This window comes from Streptomyces sp. Go-475, from assembly GCF_003330845.1.
Lineage (GTDB): Bacteria > Actinomycetota > Actinomycetes > Streptomycetales > Streptomycetaceae > Streptomyces.
In genome coordinates this window covers 1,955,297-1,975,140 of the sequence record NZ_CP026121.1, presented here as the reverse complement: position 1 = coordinate 1,975,140, position 19,844 = coordinate 1,955,297, and the positions used below count along the sequence as shown (strand labels likewise).

The following is a 19,844-nucleotide window of genomic DNA, read 5'->3' as shown; positions in this document are numbered from 1 at the left end:
CGTCAGCCCGGCACGGGCGGTCTGCCGCCCACCCGCTCCACCGCCAGCGCTCCCGCCCGGCAGCCCTCCCGCGCCGCCTCCTCCGGCTCCGCCCCCGTGAGGAGCGCGGCGAGGAACGCGCCCGTGAAGGCATCACCGGCACCCGTGGTGTCCCGTGCCGTGGCCGGTACGGCGGGGACGCGGGCGCACACCCGCCCCGAGCGGGCCACGAGCGCTCCCTCGTGGCCCTGCTTGGCGACGACCAGCGGGATGCGCAGACTCAGTTCGGCAGCCGCCGCGGCCGCGTCGGTCAGCCCTGTCAGCAGGCACGCCTCGTCGCGGCTGGGCAGCAGTACGTCCACGTCCTCGACGAGCGCCAGGAACCGCTCGACGCCGAGCGCCCCGAGGAAGCCGGCCGACGCCGGGTCCAGACTCACCGGCACTCCACGCGCGCGTGCGGCGTTCAGGGCCACCGTCACCAGGGCGCGACCCGGTTCGGAGAACAGCAGGTAGCCCGAGAGATGAAGCCGGGCGACTCCGTCGAGCAGCGCGTCCGACCAGTCGGCCGGTTCGAGCCGCAGCGACGCGCCGCTGTCGGTGAGGAACGTCCGCTCCGCCGAAGCACCCCCGTCCACCAGGCAGATCACCGTCCCGGTCGGCACCTGCGGGTCGACGACGAGCCGGGGACTGACGCCCTGGGCCATCAGCTCACGCTCGTGCCAGGCGGCGGCCTCCGCCCCCACACGCCCGAGCAGCCGCACCTCCGCAGCGCCCTCGTGCGCGGCCCAGCACGCCACGTTGGCGCCCGCCCCGCCCGGCACCGTGCGGATGGAGGCAGCCGTGTCCGTGCCGACCGCGAGCGGCCCGCGGTGACGGGCGACGACATCGGTGACGACGTCCCCGACGACGAGCAACGCGCGGTCTGTCACGGAATCCACCCCACGCCCCGCCGACCCTGCTGTGGCCTCGGCCGACCGTGCTGTGGCCTCGGCCGACCCCGCTGAGGCCGCGGCCGATCCTGCTGCGGCCCCTCCCGGCCGCGTTCTGGCCTCTTCCGGCCGGGTTCCGGCCTCTTCCGGCCGCGTTCTGGCCTCTTCGGCCGGGTTCCGGCCTCTTCCGGCCGCGTTCTGGCCTCTTCCGGCCGGGTTCCGGCCTCTTCCGGCCGGGTTCCGGCCTCTTCCGGCCGGGTTCTGGCCTCTTCCGGCCGGGTTCCGGCCTCTCCCGGCGAAGCTCCGGCCGTCGAGCCTCCGCCACCGCCCGCCGAGCCTCCGCTGCCCTCGGACCAGCGCCCCCCGTCGCCGACCCCGGCCCCGTTCATCCCCGAGCCCAGGCCGCCGCGATCCGCGCCGCCAGGCGCACGTTTCCGCGGACCGCCGCCAGGTTGGCGCTCAGGGAGGCGCCGTCGGTGTGCCGGACCAGATAGTCGAGGAGGAACGGGGTGACCGCCTGGCCGGTGACCCCCTCCCCCTCGCACGCGTGCAGCGCGTCCGCGAGCACGCGCGCGTGCAGCTCCGGATCGAGCTGCTCCTCCTCGGGGACGGGGTTGGCGACGATCAGCGCCGACTCGGGCCCGTCGAGCGCGTCCTGGGCCCGCATGACGTCCGCCACCTGCTCCGGCGTCCGCAGCGTCCAGTCCACCGGGTGTCCCGAGTCCGACAGATAGAAGCCCGGGAACCGGTCGGTGCCGTAACCGGCCACCGCGACACCCAGAGTCTCCAGCCGCTGCAAGGTCGCCGGCACGTCCAGGATCGACTTCACCCCGGCACACACCACCGTGATCCGCGTCCGCGCCAGCAGCCCCAGGTCGGCCGACTCGTCCTGCGTCACCGTCCACTCCCGGTGCACCCCGCCGAGCCCACCCGTCGCGAACACCCGTACGCCCGCCAGCGCGGCCAGCAGCGCCGTCGCCGACACCGTGGTCGCCCCGCTCGCCCCGGACGCCACCGCGAGCGGCAGATCGCGATGGCCCAGCTTGCGGATCCCGTCCTCGTTCGCGACCCGCTCCAGCTGCTCCTTGTCCAGCCCGACATGGGGCCGCCCGTCCAGGACGGCGATGGTCGCGGGCACCGCGCCCTCCCGCCGCACGGCCGTCTCCAGCTCCAGCGCCACCTGGAGGTTGCGGGGCCGGGGCAGCCCATGGGCGATGATCGTGGACTCCAGGGCCACCACGGGCCGGCGCGCGTCGATCGCCTCCCGCACTTCTTCGGACACCACCAGCACCACGCGCCCGCCTCCTGTCAGTCGGTCAGTCGGTCTTCCTCATCTCTGGCGGGCGGCGCGCCGGGCCAAACCCTTGCGGGCTGTCGCAGACCTCACGAGCCTGGGGTGCATGACGGATCACACACCACGTCTCGACCATGTCGTCCTCTGGGTGCGCGACCCGCTCGCCGCCGCCGACTTCTACGAGAAGGCCGTCGGCCTGGAGGCGCTCAGGCTCTCCGAGTTCGCCGCCGGGGAGGTGCCGTTCCCCTCCGTCCGCGTCAACGACGCGACCATCCTCGACCTCATGCCGCTGACCTTCGCGGCACGCATGACGATGCTCCCCGGCGCCGCCGACAGCGCGGGCCACCCCGTCAACCACGTCTGCCTGTCGCTGCCCCGCGGCGACTTCGACGCCCTCCTCGGCCGCCTGGAGGAGCGCTCCGTACCGGTGTCGGACCTCTCGTACGACTCCTTCGGAGCCCGGGGCAAGGCCACGCGCAGCTTCTACTTCCGCGACCCGGACGGCAACGTCTTCGAGGCGCGGCACTACGACTGAGAGGCGCGGCACCACGACCGACCGGGTCCGTGCCTCAGAACAGGGGCTCGGGCAGCACCCCTTCCAGGGCGAGCAGCTTCCGCTTGGTCTCCAGCCCGCCCCCGAAGCCGCCGATGCCGCCGCCGCTCTCGACGACCCGGTGACAGGGCACCACCACCGGCAGCGGATTGGCGCCCATGGCCATGCCCACGGCCTGGGCGGCGCCGGGCTGGCCGACCCGCCCGGCCAGATCGCCGTACCCGACGACCGTGCCGTACGGCACGCCCGAGGCGAGCTCGCGCAGGACCTCCCGGTTGAAGCCCGAGATCAGCGACCAGTCGAGCGGGAGGTCGAAGTCGCGGCGCTCACCCGCGAAGTACGCCTCGAACTGCCGTATCGCCTCCGCCAGCAGCGGGGAGCCGGGTGCCTCGACGGGCTCGGTGCCGAGCCGCGACGCCAGCCGCTCGACCGCCCGGTCCCGCACCTCGTCCGTGGCGTGGAACACGACGTTGACCAGGCCGTCCCGGCCCGCGGCCAGCAGCAACGGCCCGATCGCGCTCTCCACGACCGCCCACACGACCCGCGGCTCCACCCGCTCCTGACTCTCCATGCGCCCACCGTACGACCCGCCACTGACAACGCCGTCCCGACGGACGACGGATCACCCGCGCACGGCCTTGCGCACCACGTCCGGCTTGTTCGTGATGATCCCGTCGACGCCGTACCCGGCGACCCGCTGGGCCGTCGCCGCGTCGTCGACCGTCCAGGTGAAGACCTCCATCGGCCTGCCGTGCGGCCCGTCGAACGCCTGCACCGACGCCACGTAGGCGGGGGAGAGCGAGCGGTGCGAGGGGTTGATCTGGTCGGCGAAGCCGGCGTAGTCCAGCAGGTCCGACACGGGCGGCGTCCCCAGGAACCCGGTCTTCACACCGGGCTTCAGCTCGTGCACCGTCCGCACGCTGTCCGCGCTGAAGCTCTGCACGATCAGCCGGCCCGCCAGATGGGGCCGGTCGAGCCAGCCCTCGTTGCTGAGGACCTTCAGCGTCTGCCGCTCGATGCCCGGGTACAGCTCCGGGTTCTTGATCTCCAGGAGAAGCTTCTGGTGATGGTGCTCGACGCGGTGCACGAACTGCTCCAGGGTCGGCACGCGCGCGCCCGCGTACGCCGGTCCGAACCAGCTGCCCGCGTCGAGACGGGCGATCTCGGCGGCGGTGAAGTCCCTCACCTTCCAGGGAGCCCGGTCGGGGAAGACCTCCTCGACGTCGGTGGTGCGCCGCAGGTTGTCGTCGTGGACGACGACCAGCTCGCCGTCTCTGGTCCGCTGGACGTCGTTCTCCACCCAGCGGATGCCCAGCTCCGCCGCCTTGTCCACGGCGGCCAGCGTGTTCTCGGGTGCGTACGCGGAGGCGCCCCGGTGCGCGATGACCAGCGGCGACGCACCGCCGCCGGCCGCCCGCGCGGGGGAGACGGGGAACAGGAGGGCGGCGGTCCCCAGGAGTGCGGTGGTCGAGGCGGCAACAGCGCGCGCGTGCATGCGTACTCCTCGCGTCGAGCGATCAAACGTCACAGACAGCACCACTGTGACAGCAGAGGGTCAACGCGAGAGGGGTACAGGATGGCCACACGTTGAACGGAGGTGACCCAACTCCGCTCACTGGTGCCGCACAACTGCGGCAAGGCCGTGTTTCTTTGCCGGAAAGTCGTTCGACCATTCCGGTGGGGGTCATACTCTCTGCGTCAACCCTGACCGCTCGTGCGGTCCTGGGAGGGGGCGCACATCAGGAATTCCGGGACGCAAAGGGCGGGAAGGGCAGCCGCGCATGCAGGGCACGGTCGACGGATTCAGCTACGGCCTGGTCACACCCCTGGTGGCCTACCTCATGGCCTGCCTGGGCGGGGCCCTGGGCCTGCGCTGCACCACCAGGTCCATGCTCGTCGCCCAGTCCTGGCGCCCCGGCTGGCTCGCCCTCGGCTCGGCCGCCATCGGCTCCGGCATATGGACCATGCACTTCATCGCGATGATGGGCTTCACGGTGCACGGGACCCCGATCCACTACGACAAGTCGATGACCTTCGCGAGCCTGGCCGTCGCGATCGTGATGGTGGGCATCGGGATCTTCATCGTCGGCTACCGGGGAGCCCGCGGAACGGCCCTGTTCACCGGGGGCACGATCACCGGCCTGGGCATCGCGTCGATGCACTACCTCGGCATGGCCAGCATGCGCCTGGACGGGAAGCTGGAGTACAACACCTTCACCGTCGGTGTCTCCGTCGTGATCGCCATGGGCGCCGCCACCGCCGCCCTGTGGGCGGCCGGCCAGGTCAGGGGACTCCTGTGGAGCGTGGGCGCCAGCCTCGTCATGGGACTCGCCGTCAGCGGCATGCACTACACCGGGATGGCCGCCCTCAGCGTCCACCTCCACGGCGCGGCCGAACCCGCCACGGGAGAGTCTCCCGCGGCCCTGCTCGCACCCATGCTGGTCGGTCCGCTCGCCTTCCTGCTGCTCGCGGGCGTCGTGGTGATGTTCGACCCGCTGATGGTCATGGGGAAGCCCACCGGCACCCCCGTCGAGCAGCGGCCCGGCATCCCCGCCCACACGCACACCGCCGTCCAGTACCCCGAGCACCGCCTGCGGTTCCGCCCCCGCCGCCCCGTGGAGCACCGAGGGTCCCGCACCCCGCAGAACCGCTGATCGGAGCGCGTTGTCAGTGCGGGGTCGTACGGTGGATTCCATGCGGCCCGTTTCCCAGATCGAACGCACGGTGGCGCCCTTCGAGGTCGTCAGCCCCTACCAGCCGAACGGCGACCAGCCGACGGCCATCGCCGACCTCGCCCGGCGCATCCAGGCAGGCGAGAAGGACGTCGTCCTGCTCGGAGCGACCGGCACCGGCAAGTCCGCCACCACGGCGTGGATGATCGAGAAGCTCCAGCGCCCCACGCTCGTGATGGCGCCGAACAAGACCCTGGCCGCCCAGCTGGCGAACGAGTTCCGCGAACTGCTGCCGAACAACGCAGTCGAGTACTTCGTCTCGTACTACGACTACTACCAGCCCGAGGCCTACGTCCCGCAGTCGGACACCTACATCGAGAAGGACTCCTCGATCAACGAGGAGGTCGAGCGCCTGCGCCACTCCGCGACGAACTCGCTGCTCACCCGCCGCGACGTCGTCGTGGTCGCCTCGGTCTCCTGCATCTACGGCCTCGGCACCCCGCAGGAGTACGTGGACCGCATGGTCCCCCTCCGGGTCGGCGAGGAGATCGACCGCGACGAGCTGCTGCGCCGCTTCGTCGACATCCAGTACACGCGCAACGACATGGCGTTCACCCGCGGCACCTTCCGCGTCCGCGGCGACACCATCGAGATCTTCCCGGTCTACGAGGAGCTCGCCGTCCGCATCGAGATGTTCGGCGACGAGATCGAGGCGCTCTCCACCCTGCACCCGCTCACCGGCGAGATCATCAGCGACGACCAGCAGCTCTACGTCTTCCCGGCCTCCCACTACGTCGCCGGCCCCGAGCGCCTGGAGCGGGCCGTCAACGACATCGAGAAGGAGCTGGCCGAGCGCCTCGCGGAACTGGAGAAGCAGGGCAAGCTGCTGGAGGCCCAGCGCCTGCGGATGCGCACCACGTACGACATCGAGATGCTCCGCCAGATCGGCAGCTGCTCCGGCGTGGAGAACTACTCGATGCACTTCGACGGCCGCTCGCCCGGCTCCCCGCCCAACACCCTGCTGGACTACTTCCCGGACGACTTCCTGCTCGTCATCGACGAGTCGCACGTCACCGTCCCGCAGATCGGCGCCATGTACGAGGGCGACGCCTCCCGCAAGCGCACCCTCGTCGACCACGGCTTCCGGCTGCCCTCCGCCCTGGACAACCGCCCGCTGAAGTGGGAGGAGTTCCAGGAGCGCATCGGCCAGACGGTCTACCTGTCCGCCACCCCGGGGAACTACGAGCTCTCCCGCTCCGACGGCGTCGTCGAGCAGATCATCCGCCCCACCGGCCTCGTCGACCCGGAAGTGGTCGTCAAGCCCACCGAGGGCCAGATCGACGACCTGGTGCACGAGATCCGGCAGCGCACGGAGAAGGACGAGCGAGTCCTGGTCACCACACTCACGAAGAAGATGGCCGAGGACCTCACGGACTACTTCCTGGAGCTGGGCATCCAGGTGCGCTATCTGCACAGCGACGTCGACACCCTGCGCCGCGTCGAACTCCTGCGTGAGCTGCGCTCCGGCGAGTACGACGTGCTCGTCGGCATCAACCTGCTGCGGGAGGGCCTCGACCTGCCCGAGGTGTCCCTGGTGGCGATCCTGGATGCCGACAAGGAGGGCTTCCTGCGCTCCGGCACCTCCCTGATCCAGACCATCGGCCGCGCCGCGCGCAACGTATCCGGCCAGGTCCACATGTACGCCGACAAGATCACCCCGGCCATGGCGAAGGCCATCGACGAGACCAACCGCCGCCGGGAGAAGCAGATCGCGTACAACAAGGAGAAGGGCATCGACCCCCAGCCCCTCCGCAAGAAGATCAACGACATCGTCGCCCAGATCGCCCGCGAGGACATCGACACCGAGGAGCTGCTCGGCTCGGGCTACCGCAAGTCCAGGAAGGACGGCGGCGGCACCAAGGCACCCGTGCCCTCCCTCGGCAAGGCGGCCGAGATGGCCAAGCCCGCCAAGGGCAGGGGCAAGGCCAAGGAGACGGTGCCGACCGACCGCCCCGCGGCCGAACTCGCCGAGCAGATCGAGGAACTCACCACGCGCATGCGGGCCGCCGCCGCGGACCTCCAGTTCGAGATCGCGGCCCGACTGCGCGACGAGGTCTCCGAGATGAAGAAGGAACTGCGCCAGATGAAGGAGGCGGGACTGGCCTGACAGCGGACCGCGTACGCGCAGTGTTGCAAGACCGACACAAAGTGCGGAGCGGTCTACGTCGCTGTCAGTGCCCCTGCGTAGTGTTCAGGTCAACCGCGACTGCGCGGCAACAGGGGACGTTCGAGAGGGGAATCAGCGCGTGACCGTCAACATGACCAAGGGTCAGGCCATCAGTCTGCAGAAGAACGACGGCGGCAGCCTGACCGCGGTGCGCATGGGTCTCGGCTGGCAGGCGGCTCCCCGGCGCGGCCTGTTCGGCTCGCGCACGCGAGAGATCGACCTCGACGCCTCCGCCGTCCTGTTCGCGGACAAGCAGCCGGTCGACGTCGTCTTCTTCCGCCACCTGGTGAGCGACGACGGCTCGGTGCGCCACACCGGCGACAACCTCGTCGGCGGTGTCGGCCAGGGCGGCGACGACGAGGCGATCCTCGTCGACCTCGCGCGCCTCCCGGTCCACATCGATCAGATCGTCTTCACCGTCAACTCCTTCACGGGCCAGACGTTCCAGGAGGTGCAGAACGCGTTCTGCCGCCTGGTCGACGAGACCAACGGGCAGGAGCTCGCCCGCTACACGCTCGCCGGCGGCGGCCAGTACACGGCCCAGATCATGGCGAAGGTGCACCGCTCGGGCTCGGGCTGGACGATGACGGCCCTCGGCAACCCGGCTAACGGCCGTACGTTCCAGGACCTGATGCCGTCCATCCTGCCGCTGCTCTGACAAAGGGCGGGAGTCGGACCGCAGGGGCCGGCGGGCGGCACACGACACCACACAACGACACAGGGGGACGAAGGCGATGACGGCCGAGCTGGTGCGGGGGCAGAATCACCCGCTCTCCCAGGTCCGTCTCGAGATCCGGGTCTCGGCCGGCACGCCGATCGTGGCCGCGGCCGCGCTCAGCGACGAGGCCGGGAGGATCCACGGCGTGGAGGGGGTGGCCCACCCGGGCGCGCCCACCCAGCCGGGTCTCGAGGTCTCCCGGCAGGCCGCCGCCGACCACCGTCTCGCGGTGGACCTGGGCGCCATGCCGGAGACCGTCCACCGCGTCAGCGTGCTGCTCGCCCTGCCCGTCGGCGGGGCGGGCCCGGTCCGTTTCGGCGCCGTGGCCGCCCCGTTCGTCGCCGTCACCGGCCTCGACGGCGCCGAGATGGCCAGCTACACGATCACCGGCCTGGACGCCGAGTCGGCCGTCGTCGCGCTGGAGCTCTACCGCCGGCAGGGCGCCTGGAAGGTGCGCGCCGTCGGCCAGGGCTACGCGGGCGGCCTCGCCGAACTCCTCACCGACCAGGGGCTGCCGCAGGCCCAGCAGCTCGTCGGCAGCATCAACGACGCCGTGGCCCAGGGGCTGGCCCGCTCGGTGCAGGCAGCCCCGCCGCGCACGGCGGACGGCGACCGTTCCCGGCAGGCGGCGGCCCCCGCCCTCGGCCCGGACCAGGGCGGCACGGCGCCCCAACCCGGCCCGGTACCCCCGATGTCCCCGTACGGCGGCCAGCCGTCCGGCGGGTCGGCGTCCGGCGGGCAGGGGCAGCCGCCGGGGTATCCGGGCGCCGCCGCGGACCCCTCGGCCGTCACCCAGCCCGCCGCCCCCACCGCGGGCGGCGGCCCGATCGACTACAGCCATCCGCGCCGCCGGAACGCCGCTCCGCCCCCGCCTCCGCCCACCGCGCCCCCGGCCGCACCCGGACAGCCCGCGCAGCCCGTCGCGGGCGACGCGACCGGCTGGTCCATGGAGGAGCGGCTGTACAACCAGGTGTGGGGCATGTTCGAGGACCTCGCCCGCACCACCGCCGCCTACCGCAGCGCCGTCGACTTCGCCGAGTCGCGCATGGACAAGGAGCTCGAACAGGTCCTGTCCGACCCGCGCAGCCGGATCGGCGGGCAGGGCGACGCCGCCCGCGAGGCGGCCCGCGCCCGGTACGCCCAGCTCGTCGACCGGGCCAGGGAAGCCCTCGACCGGGACCTCGCGCAGCTCAAGGCCGAGGCCGACGTCGTCGAACCCGCCCTGCCGCCGGCCTACGCCCGCTGGGACAACCCCGTGTGGCACGCCTACCGGGTGCCGATGGAGATCCCCATGGCCCTGCGCCTGGGCGACCTGCGTCTCCCCGAGGCCGACCGCATCCGCATCCCGATGCTGGTCCGGCTGCCGCTGGAGCGGGGTCTGTGGATCGACAGCGGACGGACCGAGTCGTCCGAGGGACTGTTCACCGACGCGCACGCCCTGGGGCGTCTCGCCATGGAGACGGCTGTCGCGCACGCGGCTCGGCTGCTCGCCGTCTATCCGGCGGGCGAGTTCACCGTCCACGTCATCGACCCGGCAGGCTCGGGAGCCCAACCGCTGGCGCCCCTCGTGCACAGCGGTGTGCTCGCGGCCCCGCCCGCGCGCGGCGCCGCCGGGGTGACGGACGTGCTGACCCGGCTCACCCAGCGGGTCGACCTGGTGCAGATGGCGGTCCGGGGAGGCGCCGCCGACTCCCTCCCGCCCGGTTTCGACACCTCACAGCAGCTGCTGATCGTCAACGACTTCCCGCACGGCTTCGACGACCGGGCCGTGAACCAGCTGCGCTACCTCGCAGACGAGGGGCCCGCCTTCGGCGTCCACCTGATGATGGTGGCCGACCGCGAGGAGTCCTCCGGCTACGGGCCTTTGCTCGACCCGCTGTGGCGTTCGCTGCTGCGACTGACGCCAGTGCCCGACGACCACCTCGCCGACCCTTGGGTCGGCCATGCCTGGACGTACGAGCCGACGCTCGTGCCGCCGGGCAGCCAGGTCCTCCACCAGGTGCTCGCCCAGGTCGCAGCCGCCCGCACCAAGTACTCGTAAAGCCCTCCGACCAGGGATTTTGGTCTTTCTTTTGCCAAGCGCTTTACCTGTTCTTGGTGATTGGGTACTGTTGTCGGCACGGAGGGGAGTACTCCCTGTCTGCTGCGGCGTACCCGTCAATACGGATCAGGTCGATACGGCCTGCTCCCGGGGCGTCGGCCCATCGTTGGGTGGAAGAGACCTCCGGCAGCTACGACGCTGACATTTGCCGTGACGACTGCCGGAGGCGCAGTGGATGTTTCCGTGACCCTATGGGTCCTGACGATCGTGGGCCTTGCCGCCCTCATCGCCGTCGACTTCTTCATCGGCCGCAAGCCGCACGACGTATCGATCAAGGAAGCCGGAATCTGGACGGTCGTCTGGATCGTCCTGGCCGTGCTCTTCGGGCTCGGCCTGCTGGTGTTCGGCGGCGGCCAGCCGGCCGGTGAGTTCTTCGCGGGCTTCATCACCGAGAAGTCACTGAGCGTGGACAACCTGTTCGTCTTCGTCCTGATCATGGCGAAGTTCGCGGTGCCCTCGCAGTACCAGCAGCGTGTGCTGCTGATCGGTGTCCTCATAGCCCTCGTCCTGCGCGCGATCTTCATCGCCGCCGGCGCCGCGATCCTCGCCAGCTTCTCGTGGGTGTTCTACCTCTTCGGCGCCTTCCTCATCTGGACCGCCTGGAAGCTCATCCAGGAGGCCCGCGCGGATGAGGACGACGAGGAGTGGGAGGAGAACAAGCTCCTCAAGGCCGCTGAGCGCCGCTTCGGCGTGGCCGACCGCTACCACGGCACCAAGCTGTGGATCCAGCAGAACGGCAAGCGGGTCATGACCCCGATGCTGGTCGTGATGCTCGCGATCGGCATGACGGACGTGCTCTTCGCCCTCGACTCCATCCCGGCGATCTTCGGCCTGACCCAGGACCCGTACATCGTCTTCACGGCCAACGCGTTCGCCCTGATGGGTCTCCGGCAGCTGTACTTCCTCATCGGCGGCCTGCTGAAGAAGCTGGTCCACCTCTCCTACGGCCTGTCGATCATCCTCGGCTTCATCGGCGTGAAGCTCGTGCTGCACGCCCTGCACGAGTCCGGGGTGCACGTCCCCGAGATCAGCATTCCGGTCTCGCTCGGCGTGATCTGCTCCGTCCTGATCGTCACCACGATCACCAGCCTGCGGGCTTCCAAGAAGCAGGCGGCGGCCGAGGCGGCGCAGACGCGGAGTGGAAGCGCCCCGAAGGACAGCATCGACGTCTGACCACGCCGGACGGAGGAACAACCAGCACCGGGACCGGTGCTCGGCGAATTGCCGACCACCGGTCCCGGTGCTTGCTTGTTCCTTGAGCGCGTCCCCGGCCCGGGGGCGCCGTGGCCGGCTGGAGGTGCCATGAAGTTCGTGCAGATCATCGACTTCGAGACCGAGCGCCTGGACGAGATGGAGCAGCTCCTCGAGGAGGCTGGGCAACGCTTCGCCGACCGGGCGGGCGGCGGCCCCACACACCGCATGCTCCTGAAGGACCGCGACAATCCGCGCCGTTACCTGGCGCTGATCGAGTTCGAGTCGTACGACGAGGCCATGCGCAACAGCGACGACCCCGAGACCAGCAGGCTGGCGGAGCAACTGGGCGCGCTCTGCCTCGGGGAGCGGGTGTACACCAACTGCGACCTGCTGGACGCACGCGACCTCAAGTAGCCGGGCCGCGCAACCGAAGGGACCCGCACGACCGGAGTGCGGGCCCCCTTCACGTCTGCGACGATCACTGCATGATCGCTCGGCGCAGGCCGCTCACGGCACAGTGGACGACCCTGGTGCCGCTGCTCGCCGCCGTCCTGCTGGTCCTCACCTGGGGGCGCGATCTTCCGGCCGCGATCGTCGCGCTGGTGACCCTGGTGCTGGCGGGAGCCGTCCTGGCCGCCGTGCACCACGCCGAGGTGGTGGCCCACCGGGTCGGCGAACCGTTCGGCTCCCTCGTGCTCGCCGTCGCCGTCACGATCATCGAGGTCGCCCTCATCGTCACCCTGATGGCGGACGGCGGCGACAAGAGCTCGACGCTCGCCCGCGACACGGTCTTCGCGGCCGTGATGATCACCTGCAACGGCATCGTCGGCTGCTGCCTCCTGGTCGCCTCGCTGCGGCACGGCACGGCGGTCTTCAACCCTGAGGGCACCGGCGCCGCGCTGGCGACCGTCGCCACCCTGGCCACGCTCAGCCTGGTCCTGCCGACGTTCACCACGAGCAAGCCGGGCCCGGAGTTCTCCACCGTCCAGCTGACCTTCGCGGCGCTCTCCTCGCTGATCCTTTACGGCCTGTTCGTCGCGACGCAGACCGTGCGGCACCGGGACTACTTCCTGCCCATCACCCGGCAGGGCGAGGTGATCACCGCGGAGGAGCACGCCGCGGCTCCTTCCGCCCGAGCCGCCCAGATCAGCCTGGGGCTCCTGGGCCTGGCCCTGATCGGCGTGGTCGGCCTGGCCAAGGGGGTGTCGCCCACCATCGAGTCCGCAGTGGCGGCCGCCGGGCTGCACCATGCCGTCGTCGGCGTGATCATCGCGCTGCTGGTCCTGCTCCCGGAGACCATCGCCGCGCTGCGCTCCGCCCGCCGCGACCGGGTGCAGACCAGCCTGAACCTCGCCCTCGGCTCGGCGATGGCCAGCATCGGCCTGACCATCCCCGCCGTGGCGCTCGCGTCCGTCTGGCTCTCCGGTCCGTTGGTCCTCGGCCTCGGCGCCACCCACATGGTGCTGCTCGCCCTGACGGTGGTGGTGGCGTCGCTGACCGTGGTGCCGGGCCGGGCCACGCCGCTCCAGGGCGGCGTCCATCTGGTGCTGTTCGCGGCGTACCTGGAACTGGCGATCAATCCCTAGGCCGGCGGTCAGCCGGAAGCAGGCTCCGCGGCCGCTCCCACCGGCACCGGACGCGTCTCCGGCAGCAGCGCGAAGCAGCCCAGGCTGAGCAGCGCGATCGCCGTCAGATACGCGGCCACACCCCACGGCACCCGCCCGCCCTGCTCGGCGAGGGCCGTCGCCGCGATCGGCGTGAGGGCGCCGCCGACGACCCCGCCGAGGTTGTAGCCGACGGCGGCGCCGGTGCAGCGCACCCGCGGTTCGTACAGCTCCGGCAGATACGCGGCGATCACGGCGAACATCGTGATGAACGCGAGCATCGCCCCGAGGAAGCCCAGGAACATCGGCAGCGGCGCGCCGGTGGCGAGCAGCGCGACCATCGGGAACATCCACAGGGCGGCGGCGGCGCACCCGGCCAGGCACAGGGGGCGGCGGCCGTACCGGTCCCCGAGCAGCGCCACCAGCGGCGTGAGCGCGCCCTTCACGACGACCGCGCCCATGATGCACGTCAGCATGACCGTGCGGCTCACCCCGAGCTGTTCCGTGCCGTAGGAGAGGGACCAGGTCGTCACGGCGTAGAAGATCGCGTAGCCGATCGCGAGGGCGCCGCCGGTCAGCAGGAGCAGACGCCAGTGGTGGCGTACGACCTCGGCGAGCGGCACGCGCGCGTGGTCGTCGATCTCCAGGAAACTGGGGCTCTCGGCGAGCGACGAACGCAGCCACAGCCCCACCACGGCCAGCACGCCCGCCGCCCAGAACGGCACCCGCCACCCCCACGCGGCGAACTGCGCCTCGGACAACGTCGCCGACAGGCCCAGCACCACACCGTTGGCGAGCAGGAACCCCAGCGCGGGCCCGACCTGCGGGAAGCTCGACCACAGCCCGCGCCGCTCGGCGGGGGCGTGCTCCACCGTCAGCAGCACCGCACCGCCCCATTCGCCGCCGAGCCCCAGCCCTTGCAGGAAGCGCAGGACCAGGAGCAGCAGGGGAGCGACCACGCCGATCGTGTCGTACGTCGGCACGCAGCCGACCGCGACCGTGGAGGCGCCGGTGAGCAGCAGGGAGGCCACTAGGACCGGTCGTCGCCCGCGCCGGTCCCCGATGTGCCCGAACAGCACGGACCCCAGCGGCCGGGCCACGAAGCCCACGCCGAAGGTGGCGAAGGCGGCCAGGGTCCCCGCCACCGGCGAGAAGGTCGGGAAGAACAGTGGCCCCAGGATCAGGGCCGCCGCGGTGCCATAGACGAAGAAGTCGTAGAACTCGATGGCCGTGCCGGCGAGCGAGGCGGCCGCGAGGCGCGGCATGGAAGGTGCCCTTACGGTGCGTACGTCGTGCATGCCGCGTCAACTACCCACGGTGACCGGCGGTTACGGGGGCGCGTGGAGGGCTTGAGGGGCCTTCAGTACGTGACCGTGATGCGCCGGTCCGGTCCGTCGACACGCACCGTGCCCCCGTAGGGGATCACCAGTTGCGGATCGGTGTGCCCGAAGTCCACGTCGAAGACGATCAAGGTGTCGGGGGCGTAGTCCCGCATGGCGCGCAGGACGGCCTCGCGCTGGTCGGAGGCGTACCGGGCGGCTTCCTCGGGGCGGTTGGGCCGGTTGAAGAACCACGTCTTCGGGCGCCCCATCAGCAGCGCCGGGAAACGCTGGAGCAGCCCCCGCTCGCCCATGTTCCGCAGGGTGCGGTAGACCTCCGTGGCGCTCGGCATCTCCTCCGAGGTCTCCAGCAGCAGCACGCCCCCCTCGTACTCGGACAGGTCGCGCGCGATCTCGCGGTCGGCCATCAGCAGCCAGCCGACGATCTCCAGGCAGCCGCCCCAGGTGCGGCCCTCGACCACCCGATCGGGGTTCACCCAGGCCCAGCCGGTCCCGGGCCGGGTCTCCGGCTCGGCGTCGAAGGTCGCCGGGTCGGCCCAGTCCCGGTCGATGTCGCGCCACCGCTCGGCGGGCCGCAGCTCGTACGGTCCGGGGGTGAACAGGGCCGCGCGCAGGGAGTCGGCGGTCTGCGGGTGCATGGCCCCGGGGCGGCCCAGCTCGCCCATGACGCTGCCGCCGTGGAAGGCGACGATGCCGCTGTTGCGCAGGAACGCGAGCAGGTTGGTGTTGTCGCTCATCCCGAAGAACGGCTTCGGGTTCGCACGGATCAACTCACGGTGCAGGTACGGCAGCACGGTGATCTGGTCGTCCCCGCCGATCGACGCGATGACCGCCTTGATGTCCGGGTCGGCGAAGGCGGCGTGGATGTCGGCGGCTCGTTCCTGGGGCGTCGACCCCGTCTTCCGGGTCGTCGGATACTCGACCGGTTCCAGCTCGTACTCCTCGCGCAGCCGCTCCAGGCCCAGCTCGTAGGGGAGCGGCAAGAGTTCCGGCAGGCCTCCGGAGGCCGAGATGACGGCGATGCCGTCCCCGGGGGACGGCTTGGGAGGGTAGAGGGGGCTCGTCATGCCGGGAGGCTACGGCCCGGCGGGCTGTCGGCGCACCGTGATAAACCGGCTGTGAGCAGCGGTCCTCCATGGGCCGCCCGACCCTGACCGGACCGGAGGAACCGTGCCCCGCACCCTGGCCAACGCCCCGATCATGATCCTCAACGGCCCCAATCTGAACCTGCTCGGCCAGCGCCAGCCGGAGATCTACGGCTCCGACACCCTCGCCGACGTCGAGGCCCTGTGCGCCAAGGCCGCGGCCGCGCACGGCGGCACGGTCGACTTCCGCCAGTCCAACCACGAGGGCGAGTTGGTGGACTGGATCCACGAGGCGCGCATGAACCACTGCGGCATCGTGATCAACCCGGGCGCCTACTCGCACACCTCCGTCGCCATCCTGGATGCCCTCAACACCTGTGACGGCATGCCGGTGTTGGAGGTCCACATCTCCAACATCCATCAGCGCGAGACCTTCCGGCACCACTCCTATGTCTCGCTGCGCGCCGACGGCGTCATCGCGGGCTGCGGGGTGCAGGGGTACGTGTTCGGCGTGGAGCGGGTCGCGGCGCTGGCGGGGGCGGGGCAGGCAGACACCTGAGCCGCTGCCGGTAAGCCCCGCCGACCAGGCGACCGGCCCTTACAGCCCGCCCCCTTACAGCACTTCCTCACAACCGCCCCGCCTCCACGATCCGCCGCAGGAAGCGCCGCGTGCGCTCCTGCCGCGGATCCCCGAAGACCTGCTCCGCGGTACCGCGTTCCAGCACCACCCCGCCCTCCAGGAAGCACACCTGGTCGGCCACCTCCCGCGCGAAGCCCATCTCGTGTGTGGCCAGCACCATGGTCATGCCCTCGTCCTTGAGGCCGCGGACGACGGTGAGGACCTCGCCGACCAACTCGGGATCGAGGGCGGCGGTGATCTCGTCGAGCAGCAGCAGCCGGGGGCGTACGGCCAGGGCACGGACGATCGCCACACGCTGCTGCTGGCCGCCGCTGAGCCGGTCGGGGTACTCGTCCGCCCTGCCGCCCAGCCCCAGCCGCTCCAGCAGCTCACGCGCGCGTGCCTCGGCCTCGGCCCGGGGCACGCCGTGCACCCGGCGCGGAGCGAGCGTGATGTTCTCCAGGACCGTCATGTGCGGGAACAGGTTGTACGCCTGGAAGACCACGCCGATCCGGCGGCGCACGGCGTCCTGGTCGGCGCGCGGGTCGGTGATCTCCTCGCCGTCCAGCCAGATCGCCCCGTCGTCGATCTCCTCCAGCAGGTTCGCGCACCGCAGCAGCGTGGACTTGCCGGAGCCGGAGGCGCCGATCAGCGCGGTGACCGTGTGCGGCGCGACCTCCAGGTCGACGTCCCGCAGGACGACCGAGCCGCCGAAGGTCTTGCGGACGGACTCCATCCGCAGCACGGGCGTCTCGCTCATGCGACTCCTCCCTGGGCCCGCCGGCGGTCCATGCGCGCCGTCACCCAGTCCGTGAAACGGGTCATGGGGATGGTCAGCGCGACGAAGACCAGACCCGCGACGATGTACGGCGTGTAGTTGAGGCTGCGGCCGACGATGATGTCGGCGGCCCGTACGGCGTCCACCGCACCCCCGATCGAGACGAGCCCGGTGTCCTTCTGCAGCGACACCAGGTCGTTCAGCAGCGGCGGCACCTGGCGGCGCACCGCCTGCGGCAGCACCACGTACCGCAGCGCCTGCCGGTTGCTGAGCCCGAGGGACCGGGCCGCGGCGCGCTGCGAGGGGTGGACGGACTCGATGCCGGCGCGGAACACCTCGGCGACGTACGCCGAGTAGGTCAGGGTGAGCGCGGTGCCGCCGAGGAGCACCGGGTCGACGGTCACTCCCTGGAGCCGCAGCGCGGGGACACCGAGGACGACGATCATCAGGTTGATGATGAGCGGCAGCCCGCGGAAGAAGTCCGTGTACGCGGCGGCCAGGACGCGCAGCGGGAAGAACACCGGGCCGCGCAGCGTCCGGGCGACGGCGATCAGCATGCCGAGGACGAGCACCGCGGCTCCGCAGACCAGCAGCAGCCGGACGTTCAGCCACAGCCCTTCGAGCACCTTCGGGAACGCCTCGCGCGCGTACCCCCAGTCGAAGAAGGTCTCCTTGGTGCGCGGCCAGCCCGGGGCGTTGACGACGACCAGGTAGAGGACGGCTCCGGTGACGAGCGTCGACAGCGCGCCGATCGCGGTGGCGCGCCGGGCGCGGGCACGCCGGTAGCGTTCACGGTCCAGGCGTCGCCGGGACGGGACGTAGACGTCGGGCTCTCCGGAGCCCTCGGTGCGCTCCTCTTTGTTCAGCGTCACTTGAGCACCGGCGCGTCGACGGCGTCGGACAGCCACTGCTGCTCGATCTTCCCCAGTGTGCCGTCCGCACGCAGCGCGTCCACGGCCCGCGAGACGCAGGGGGTGAGCGCGCTGCCCTTGTCGAGCACGAGTCCGAACTGTTCCGGCGTACCGCCCTGGTTCTCGAACTGACCGACGATCGTCGCGTCGGTGATCTCGGCGCCGGTGATGTAGAAGGCGGTGGGCAGGTCGACGACGATCGCGTCGACCTGGCCGTTCCTCAGGGCGGACTTGGCCTGGTCGTTCTTGGCGTACACGGCGGCCGGCCGCGTGGGCCGCACCACGTCGTCGATGTAGTCGAGGCTGGTGGTGCCCACCTGGGCGCCCAGCTTCACGTCCTTCAGGTCGGCGATGCTCTTCGCCTTCGCGGCCTTGGAGCCCTTCAGCGCGACGACGGCCTGGCGCACGTCGTAGTAGCCGGAGGAGAAGTCGACGGCCTTCCTGCGCTCCTCGCTGATGGACACCTGGTTGATGTCGAAGTCGAACGTCTTCTCGCCCGGAGCGAAGGCCTTGTTGAAGGGGACGGTCTGCCAGACGACCTTGTCCCTGCCGTACCCGAGTTCCTCGGCGACGGCGTACGCGACCGCCGACTCGAAGCCCTTGCCGTTCGCGGGGTCGTCGTCCTGGAACCAGGGCTCGTACGCGGGTTCGTCGGTGGCGACGGTCAGCTTGCCCGGGGTCTCGGTGGTCAGCTTGCCCCGGGCGCACGCGTGTGTGGCCGATGCGGAGGGCTTGCCCGAGGACGCCTCCGGCTGCGGGGCACAGCTCACGGCGGCGGCGAGGAGGGCGACGGCGACGGCAGCGCGGCGCAGGGCGCGCGGAGCAGGATGCATGGCGGGAGAGTGGCAGTCGACGCTCCCGTTTGTCGAGGTCACGGCAACAGATGTCCGGATGATGGGAACGGGTGTTGCAGTCGTGTGAACGCGCCCCGCGTGAGCGCGATTTCGGCGGACGCCGGGGCCGCCGGCCGAGGGCGGGGATCGACAGGCCGGCGGCCCATCCGCCCAGGAGCCGTCATCCTGCGCGGGGCTCCTACCAGTTGACTGCGCAACTACGTGGAGGGGGAGCGTACGTTCGACGCCGGCGTGTGCGAATGATTCACACGGGGCGCGTGCGCGGCATACCGAGCCCCACGCGTGCGCCCCGCGCAGTGGCTCACCACCCGCGCGCGTGCCACTCCGGCAGCTGCGGGCGTTCCGCGCCCAGGGTCGTGTCGTTGCCGTGCCCCGGATACACCCACGTCTCGTCCGGGAGGACGTCGAAGATCTTCGTCTCGACGTCGTGGATCAGGCTGGCGAACGCCTTCGGGTCCTTGTGGGTGTTGCCCACACCGCCGGGGAAGAGACAGTCCCCGGTGAACACATGGGGGTGCCCGTGCGGGTCGTCGTAGACGAGGGCGATCGAGCCGGGCGTGTGCCCGACCAGGTGGCGCGCGGTCAGCTCCACGCGCCCCACCCGGATGGTGTCGCCGTCGTCGACCAGGACGTCGGTCCGTACGGGGATGCCCTCGGCGTCGTCCCGGCCCGCGTAGGTGCGGGCGCCGGTGGCCGCCACGACCTCGGCGAGCGCCTGCCAGTGGTCGCCGTGCCGGTGGGTCGTGACGACCGACGCGATGCCGTCGTCACCGATCATGCCGAGCAGCGTGGCCGCCTCGTTCGCGGCGTCGATCAGCAACTGCTCGTCGGTGGCGCGACAGCGCAGCAGATAGGCGTTGTTGTTCATCGGACCCACCGCGATCTTGGTGATCATCAGGTCCTTGAGCTCGTGCACGTCGGCAGGTCCGCCGACCGTCACCTGTCCGCTGTACGTCATGTCCGCCAGCCTATAGCGGGGGAACGGC

The 19,844-nt window shown here is 71.2% G+C and carries 19 protein-coding genes; 9 read left to right on the top strand and 10 right to left on the bottom strand.

Annotated elements, in window-relative coordinates:
* Positions 1–2: 2 nt before the first annotated feature.
* On the bottom strand, positions 3–908 hold the full coding sequence (locus C1703_RS09055) for a sugar kinase (protein WP_114251417.1): 906 nt from the start codon (positions 906–908) through the stop codon (positions 3–5).
* Between the two features lie 385 nt (positions 909–1,293).
* Positions 1,294–2,202: a pseudouridine-5'-phosphate glycosidase gene (locus tag C1703_RS09050; RefSeq protein WP_198678121.1), complete on the bottom strand. Its 909-nt coding sequence runs from the start codon at positions 2,200–2,202 to the stop codon at positions 1,294–1,296.
* Positions 2,203–2,308: 106 nt separating this feature from the next.
* Here C1703_RS09050 and C1703_RS09045 point away from each other — a divergent pair, with 106 nt between their 5' ends.
* Positions 2,309–2,737, top strand: a complete 429-nt coding sequence (locus C1703_RS09045; RefSeq protein WP_114251416.1) for a VOC family protein — start codon at positions 2,309–2,311, stop codon at positions 2,735–2,737.
* 34 nt (positions 2,738–2,771) lie between these two features.
* Here C1703_RS09045 and C1703_RS09040 read toward each other — a convergent pair whose 3' ends face one another.
* Positions 2,772–3,326, bottom strand: a complete 555-nt coding sequence (locus C1703_RS09040; protein ID WP_114251415.1) for a methylated-DNA--[protein]-cysteine S-methyltransferase — start codon at positions 3,324–3,326, stop codon at positions 2,772–2,774.
* A gap of 51 nt (positions 3,327–3,377) precedes the next feature.
* A complete protein-coding gene (locus tag C1703_RS09035) occupies positions 3,378–4,250 on the bottom strand; it encodes a glycerophosphodiester phosphodiesterase family protein (RefSeq protein ID WP_114251414.1) in 873 nt (290 codons plus the stop codon).
* 286 nt (positions 4,251–4,536) lie between these two features.
* On the opposite strand from C1703_RS09035, the gene C1703_RS09030 reads away from it, so the two are divergent.
* From C1703_RS09030 to C1703_RS09000, 7 genes are all read left to right on the top strand, one after another.
* Positions 4,537–5,409 (top strand): MHYT domain-containing protein, encoded by an 873-nt coding sequence (locus C1703_RS09030; RefSeq protein WP_114251413.1) that lies wholly within the window; start codon positions 4,537–4,539, stop codon positions 5,407–5,409.
* 40 nt (positions 5,410–5,449) lie between these two features.
* Positions 5,450–7,594, top strand: a complete 2,145-nt coding sequence (gene uvrB, locus C1703_RS09025) for an excinuclease ABC subunit UvrB (protein WP_114251412.1) — start codon at positions 5,450–5,452, stop codon at positions 7,592–7,594.
* 139 nt (positions 7,595–7,733) lie between these two features.
* Positions 7,734–8,312, top strand: a complete 579-nt coding sequence (locus tag C1703_RS09020) for a TerD family protein (RefSeq protein ID WP_114251411.1) — start codon at positions 7,734–7,736, stop codon at positions 8,310–8,312.
* Between the two features lie 76 nt (positions 8,313–8,388).
* Positions 8,389–10,413, top strand: a complete 2,025-nt coding sequence (locus tag C1703_RS09015; protein ID WP_114251410.1) for a TerD family protein — start codon at positions 8,389–8,391, stop codon at positions 10,411–10,413.
* A gap of 231 nt (positions 10,414–10,644) precedes the next feature.
* Positions 10,645–11,646, top strand: coding sequence for a TerC/Alx family metal homeostasis membrane protein (locus C1703_RS09010; RefSeq protein ID WP_114251409.1), 1,002 nt, complete (start codon positions 10,645–10,647; stop codon positions 11,644–11,646).
* A gap of 129 nt (positions 11,647–11,775) precedes the next feature.
* The gene (locus tag C1703_RS09005; RefSeq protein ID WP_114251408.1) at positions 11,776–12,081 is read left to right on the top strand and encodes a hypothetical protein; all 306 of its coding nucleotides are present in this window, start codon (positions 11,776–11,778) and stop codon (positions 12,079–12,081) included.
* A 71-nt stretch (positions 12,082–12,152) separates the two neighbouring features.
* Positions 12,153–13,253 (top strand): ionic transporter y4hA, encoded by a 1,101-nt coding sequence (locus C1703_RS09000; RefSeq protein ID WP_114251407.1) that lies wholly within the window; start codon positions 12,153–12,155, stop codon positions 13,251–13,253.
* An 8-nt stretch (positions 13,254–13,261) separates the two neighbouring features.
* On the opposite strand, the gene C1703_RS08995 is transcribed toward C1703_RS09000, so the two are convergent.
* Complete coding sequence (locus C1703_RS08995; RefSeq protein ID WP_114251406.1) at positions 13,262–14,536, bottom strand: MFS transporter; 1,275 nt, start codon at positions 14,534–14,536, stop codon at positions 13,262–13,264.
* A gap of 95 nt (positions 14,537–14,631) precedes the next feature.
* The gene (locus C1703_RS08990; RefSeq protein WP_114251405.1) at positions 14,632–15,678 is read right to left on the bottom strand and encodes a S66 peptidase family protein; all 1,047 of its coding nucleotides are present in this window, start codon (positions 15,676–15,678) and stop codon (positions 14,632–14,634) included.
* A 103-nt stretch (positions 15,679–15,781) separates the two neighbouring features.
* On the opposite strand from C1703_RS08990, the gene aroQ reads away from it, so the two are divergent.
* Positions 15,782–16,255 (top strand): type II 3-dehydroquinate dehydratase, encoded by a 474-nt coding sequence (aroQ, locus tag C1703_RS08985; protein WP_114251404.1) that lies wholly within the window; start codon positions 15,782–15,784, stop codon positions 16,253–16,255.
* Positions 16,256–16,322: 67 nt separating this feature from the next.
* Here the strand turns inward: aroQ and C1703_RS08980 are convergent, their stop codons facing one another.
* The 4 genes from C1703_RS08980 to C1703_RS08965 all read right to left on the bottom strand — a co-directional run bounded on the left by C1703_RS08980 (position 16,323) and on the right by C1703_RS08965 (position 19,816).
* Positions 16,323–17,075: an amino acid ABC transporter ATP-binding protein gene (locus C1703_RS08980; RefSeq protein ID WP_114251403.1), complete on the bottom strand. Its 753-nt coding sequence runs from the start codon at positions 17,073–17,075 to the stop codon at positions 16,323–16,325.
* Positions 17,072–17,965, bottom strand: a complete 894-nt coding sequence (locus C1703_RS08975; protein WP_114251402.1) for an amino acid ABC transporter permease — start codon at positions 17,963–17,965, stop codon at positions 17,072–17,074. Before C1703_RS08975 ends, C1703_RS08980 begins: the two co-directional genes overlap by 4 nt.
* Positions 17,962–18,837: an ABC transporter substrate-binding protein gene (locus C1703_RS08970; RefSeq protein ID WP_114251401.1), complete on the bottom strand. Its 876-nt coding sequence runs from the start codon at positions 18,835–18,837 to the stop codon at positions 17,962–17,964. Before C1703_RS08970 ends, C1703_RS08975 begins: the two co-directional genes overlap by 4 nt.
* A gap of 322 nt (positions 18,838–19,159) precedes the next feature.
* Positions 19,160–19,816, bottom strand: coding sequence for an MBL fold metallo-hydrolase (locus C1703_RS08965; RefSeq protein WP_114251400.1), 657 nt, complete (start codon positions 19,814–19,816; stop codon positions 19,160–19,162).
* Between the last annotated feature and the right edge of the window lie 28 nt (positions 19,817–19,844).

What these genes read in the sequence shown, in the direction of transcription:
- C1703_RS09045 (WP_114251416.1), top strand. Translation starts at nt 2,309, where the DNA reads ATGACGGATCACACACCACGTCTCGACCATGTCGTCCTCTGGGTGCGC.
- C1703_RS09040 (WP_114251415.1), bottom strand. Translation starts at nt 3,326, where the DNA reads ATGGAGAGTCAGGAGCGGGTGGAGCCGCGGGTCGTGTGGGCGGTCGTG.
- C1703_RS09035 (WP_114251414.1), bottom strand. Translation starts at nt 4,250, where the DNA reads ATGCACGCGCGCGCTGTTGCCGCCTCGACCACCGCACTCCTGGGGACC.
- C1703_RS09030 (WP_114251413.1), top strand. Translation starts at nt 4,537, where the DNA reads ATGCAGGGCACGGTCGACGGATTCAGCTACGGCCTGGTCACACCCCTG.
- uvrB (WP_114251412.1), top strand. Translation starts at nt 5,450, where the DNA reads ATGCGGCCCGTTTCCCAGATCGAACGCACGGTGGCGCCCTTCGAGGTC.
- C1703_RS09015 (WP_114251410.1), top strand. Translation starts at nt 8,389, where the DNA reads ATGACGGCCGAGCTGGTGCGGGGGCAGAATCACCCGCTCTCCCAGGTC.
- C1703_RS09005 (WP_114251408.1), top strand. Translation starts at nt 11,776, where the DNA reads ATGAAGTTCGTGCAGATCATCGACTTCGAGACCGAGCGCCTGGACGAG.
- C1703_RS09000 (WP_114251407.1), top strand. Translation starts at nt 12,153, where the DNA reads ATGATCGCTCGGCGCAGGCCGCTCACGGCACAGTGGACGACCCTGGTG.
- C1703_RS08995 (WP_114251406.1), bottom strand. Translation starts at nt 14,536, where the DNA reads ATGCCGCGCCTCGCGGCCGCCTCGCTCGCCGGCACGGCCATCGAGTTC.
- C1703_RS08990 (WP_114251405.1), bottom strand. Translation starts at nt 15,678, where the DNA reads ATGACGAGCCCCCTCTACCCTCCCAAGCCGTCCCCCGGGGACGGCATC.
- C1703_RS08980 (WP_114251403.1), bottom strand. Translation starts at nt 17,075, where the DNA reads ATGAGCGAGACGCCCGTGCTGCGGATGGAGTCCGTCCGCAAGACCTTC.
- C1703_RS08970 (WP_114251401.1), bottom strand. Translation starts at nt 18,837, where the DNA reads ATGCATCCTGCTCCGCGCGCCCTGCGCCGCGCTGCCGTCGCCGTCGCC.
- C1703_RS08965 (WP_114251400.1), bottom strand. Translation starts at nt 19,816, where the DNA reads ATGACGTACAGCGGACAGGTGACGGTCGGCGGACCTGCCGACGTGCAC.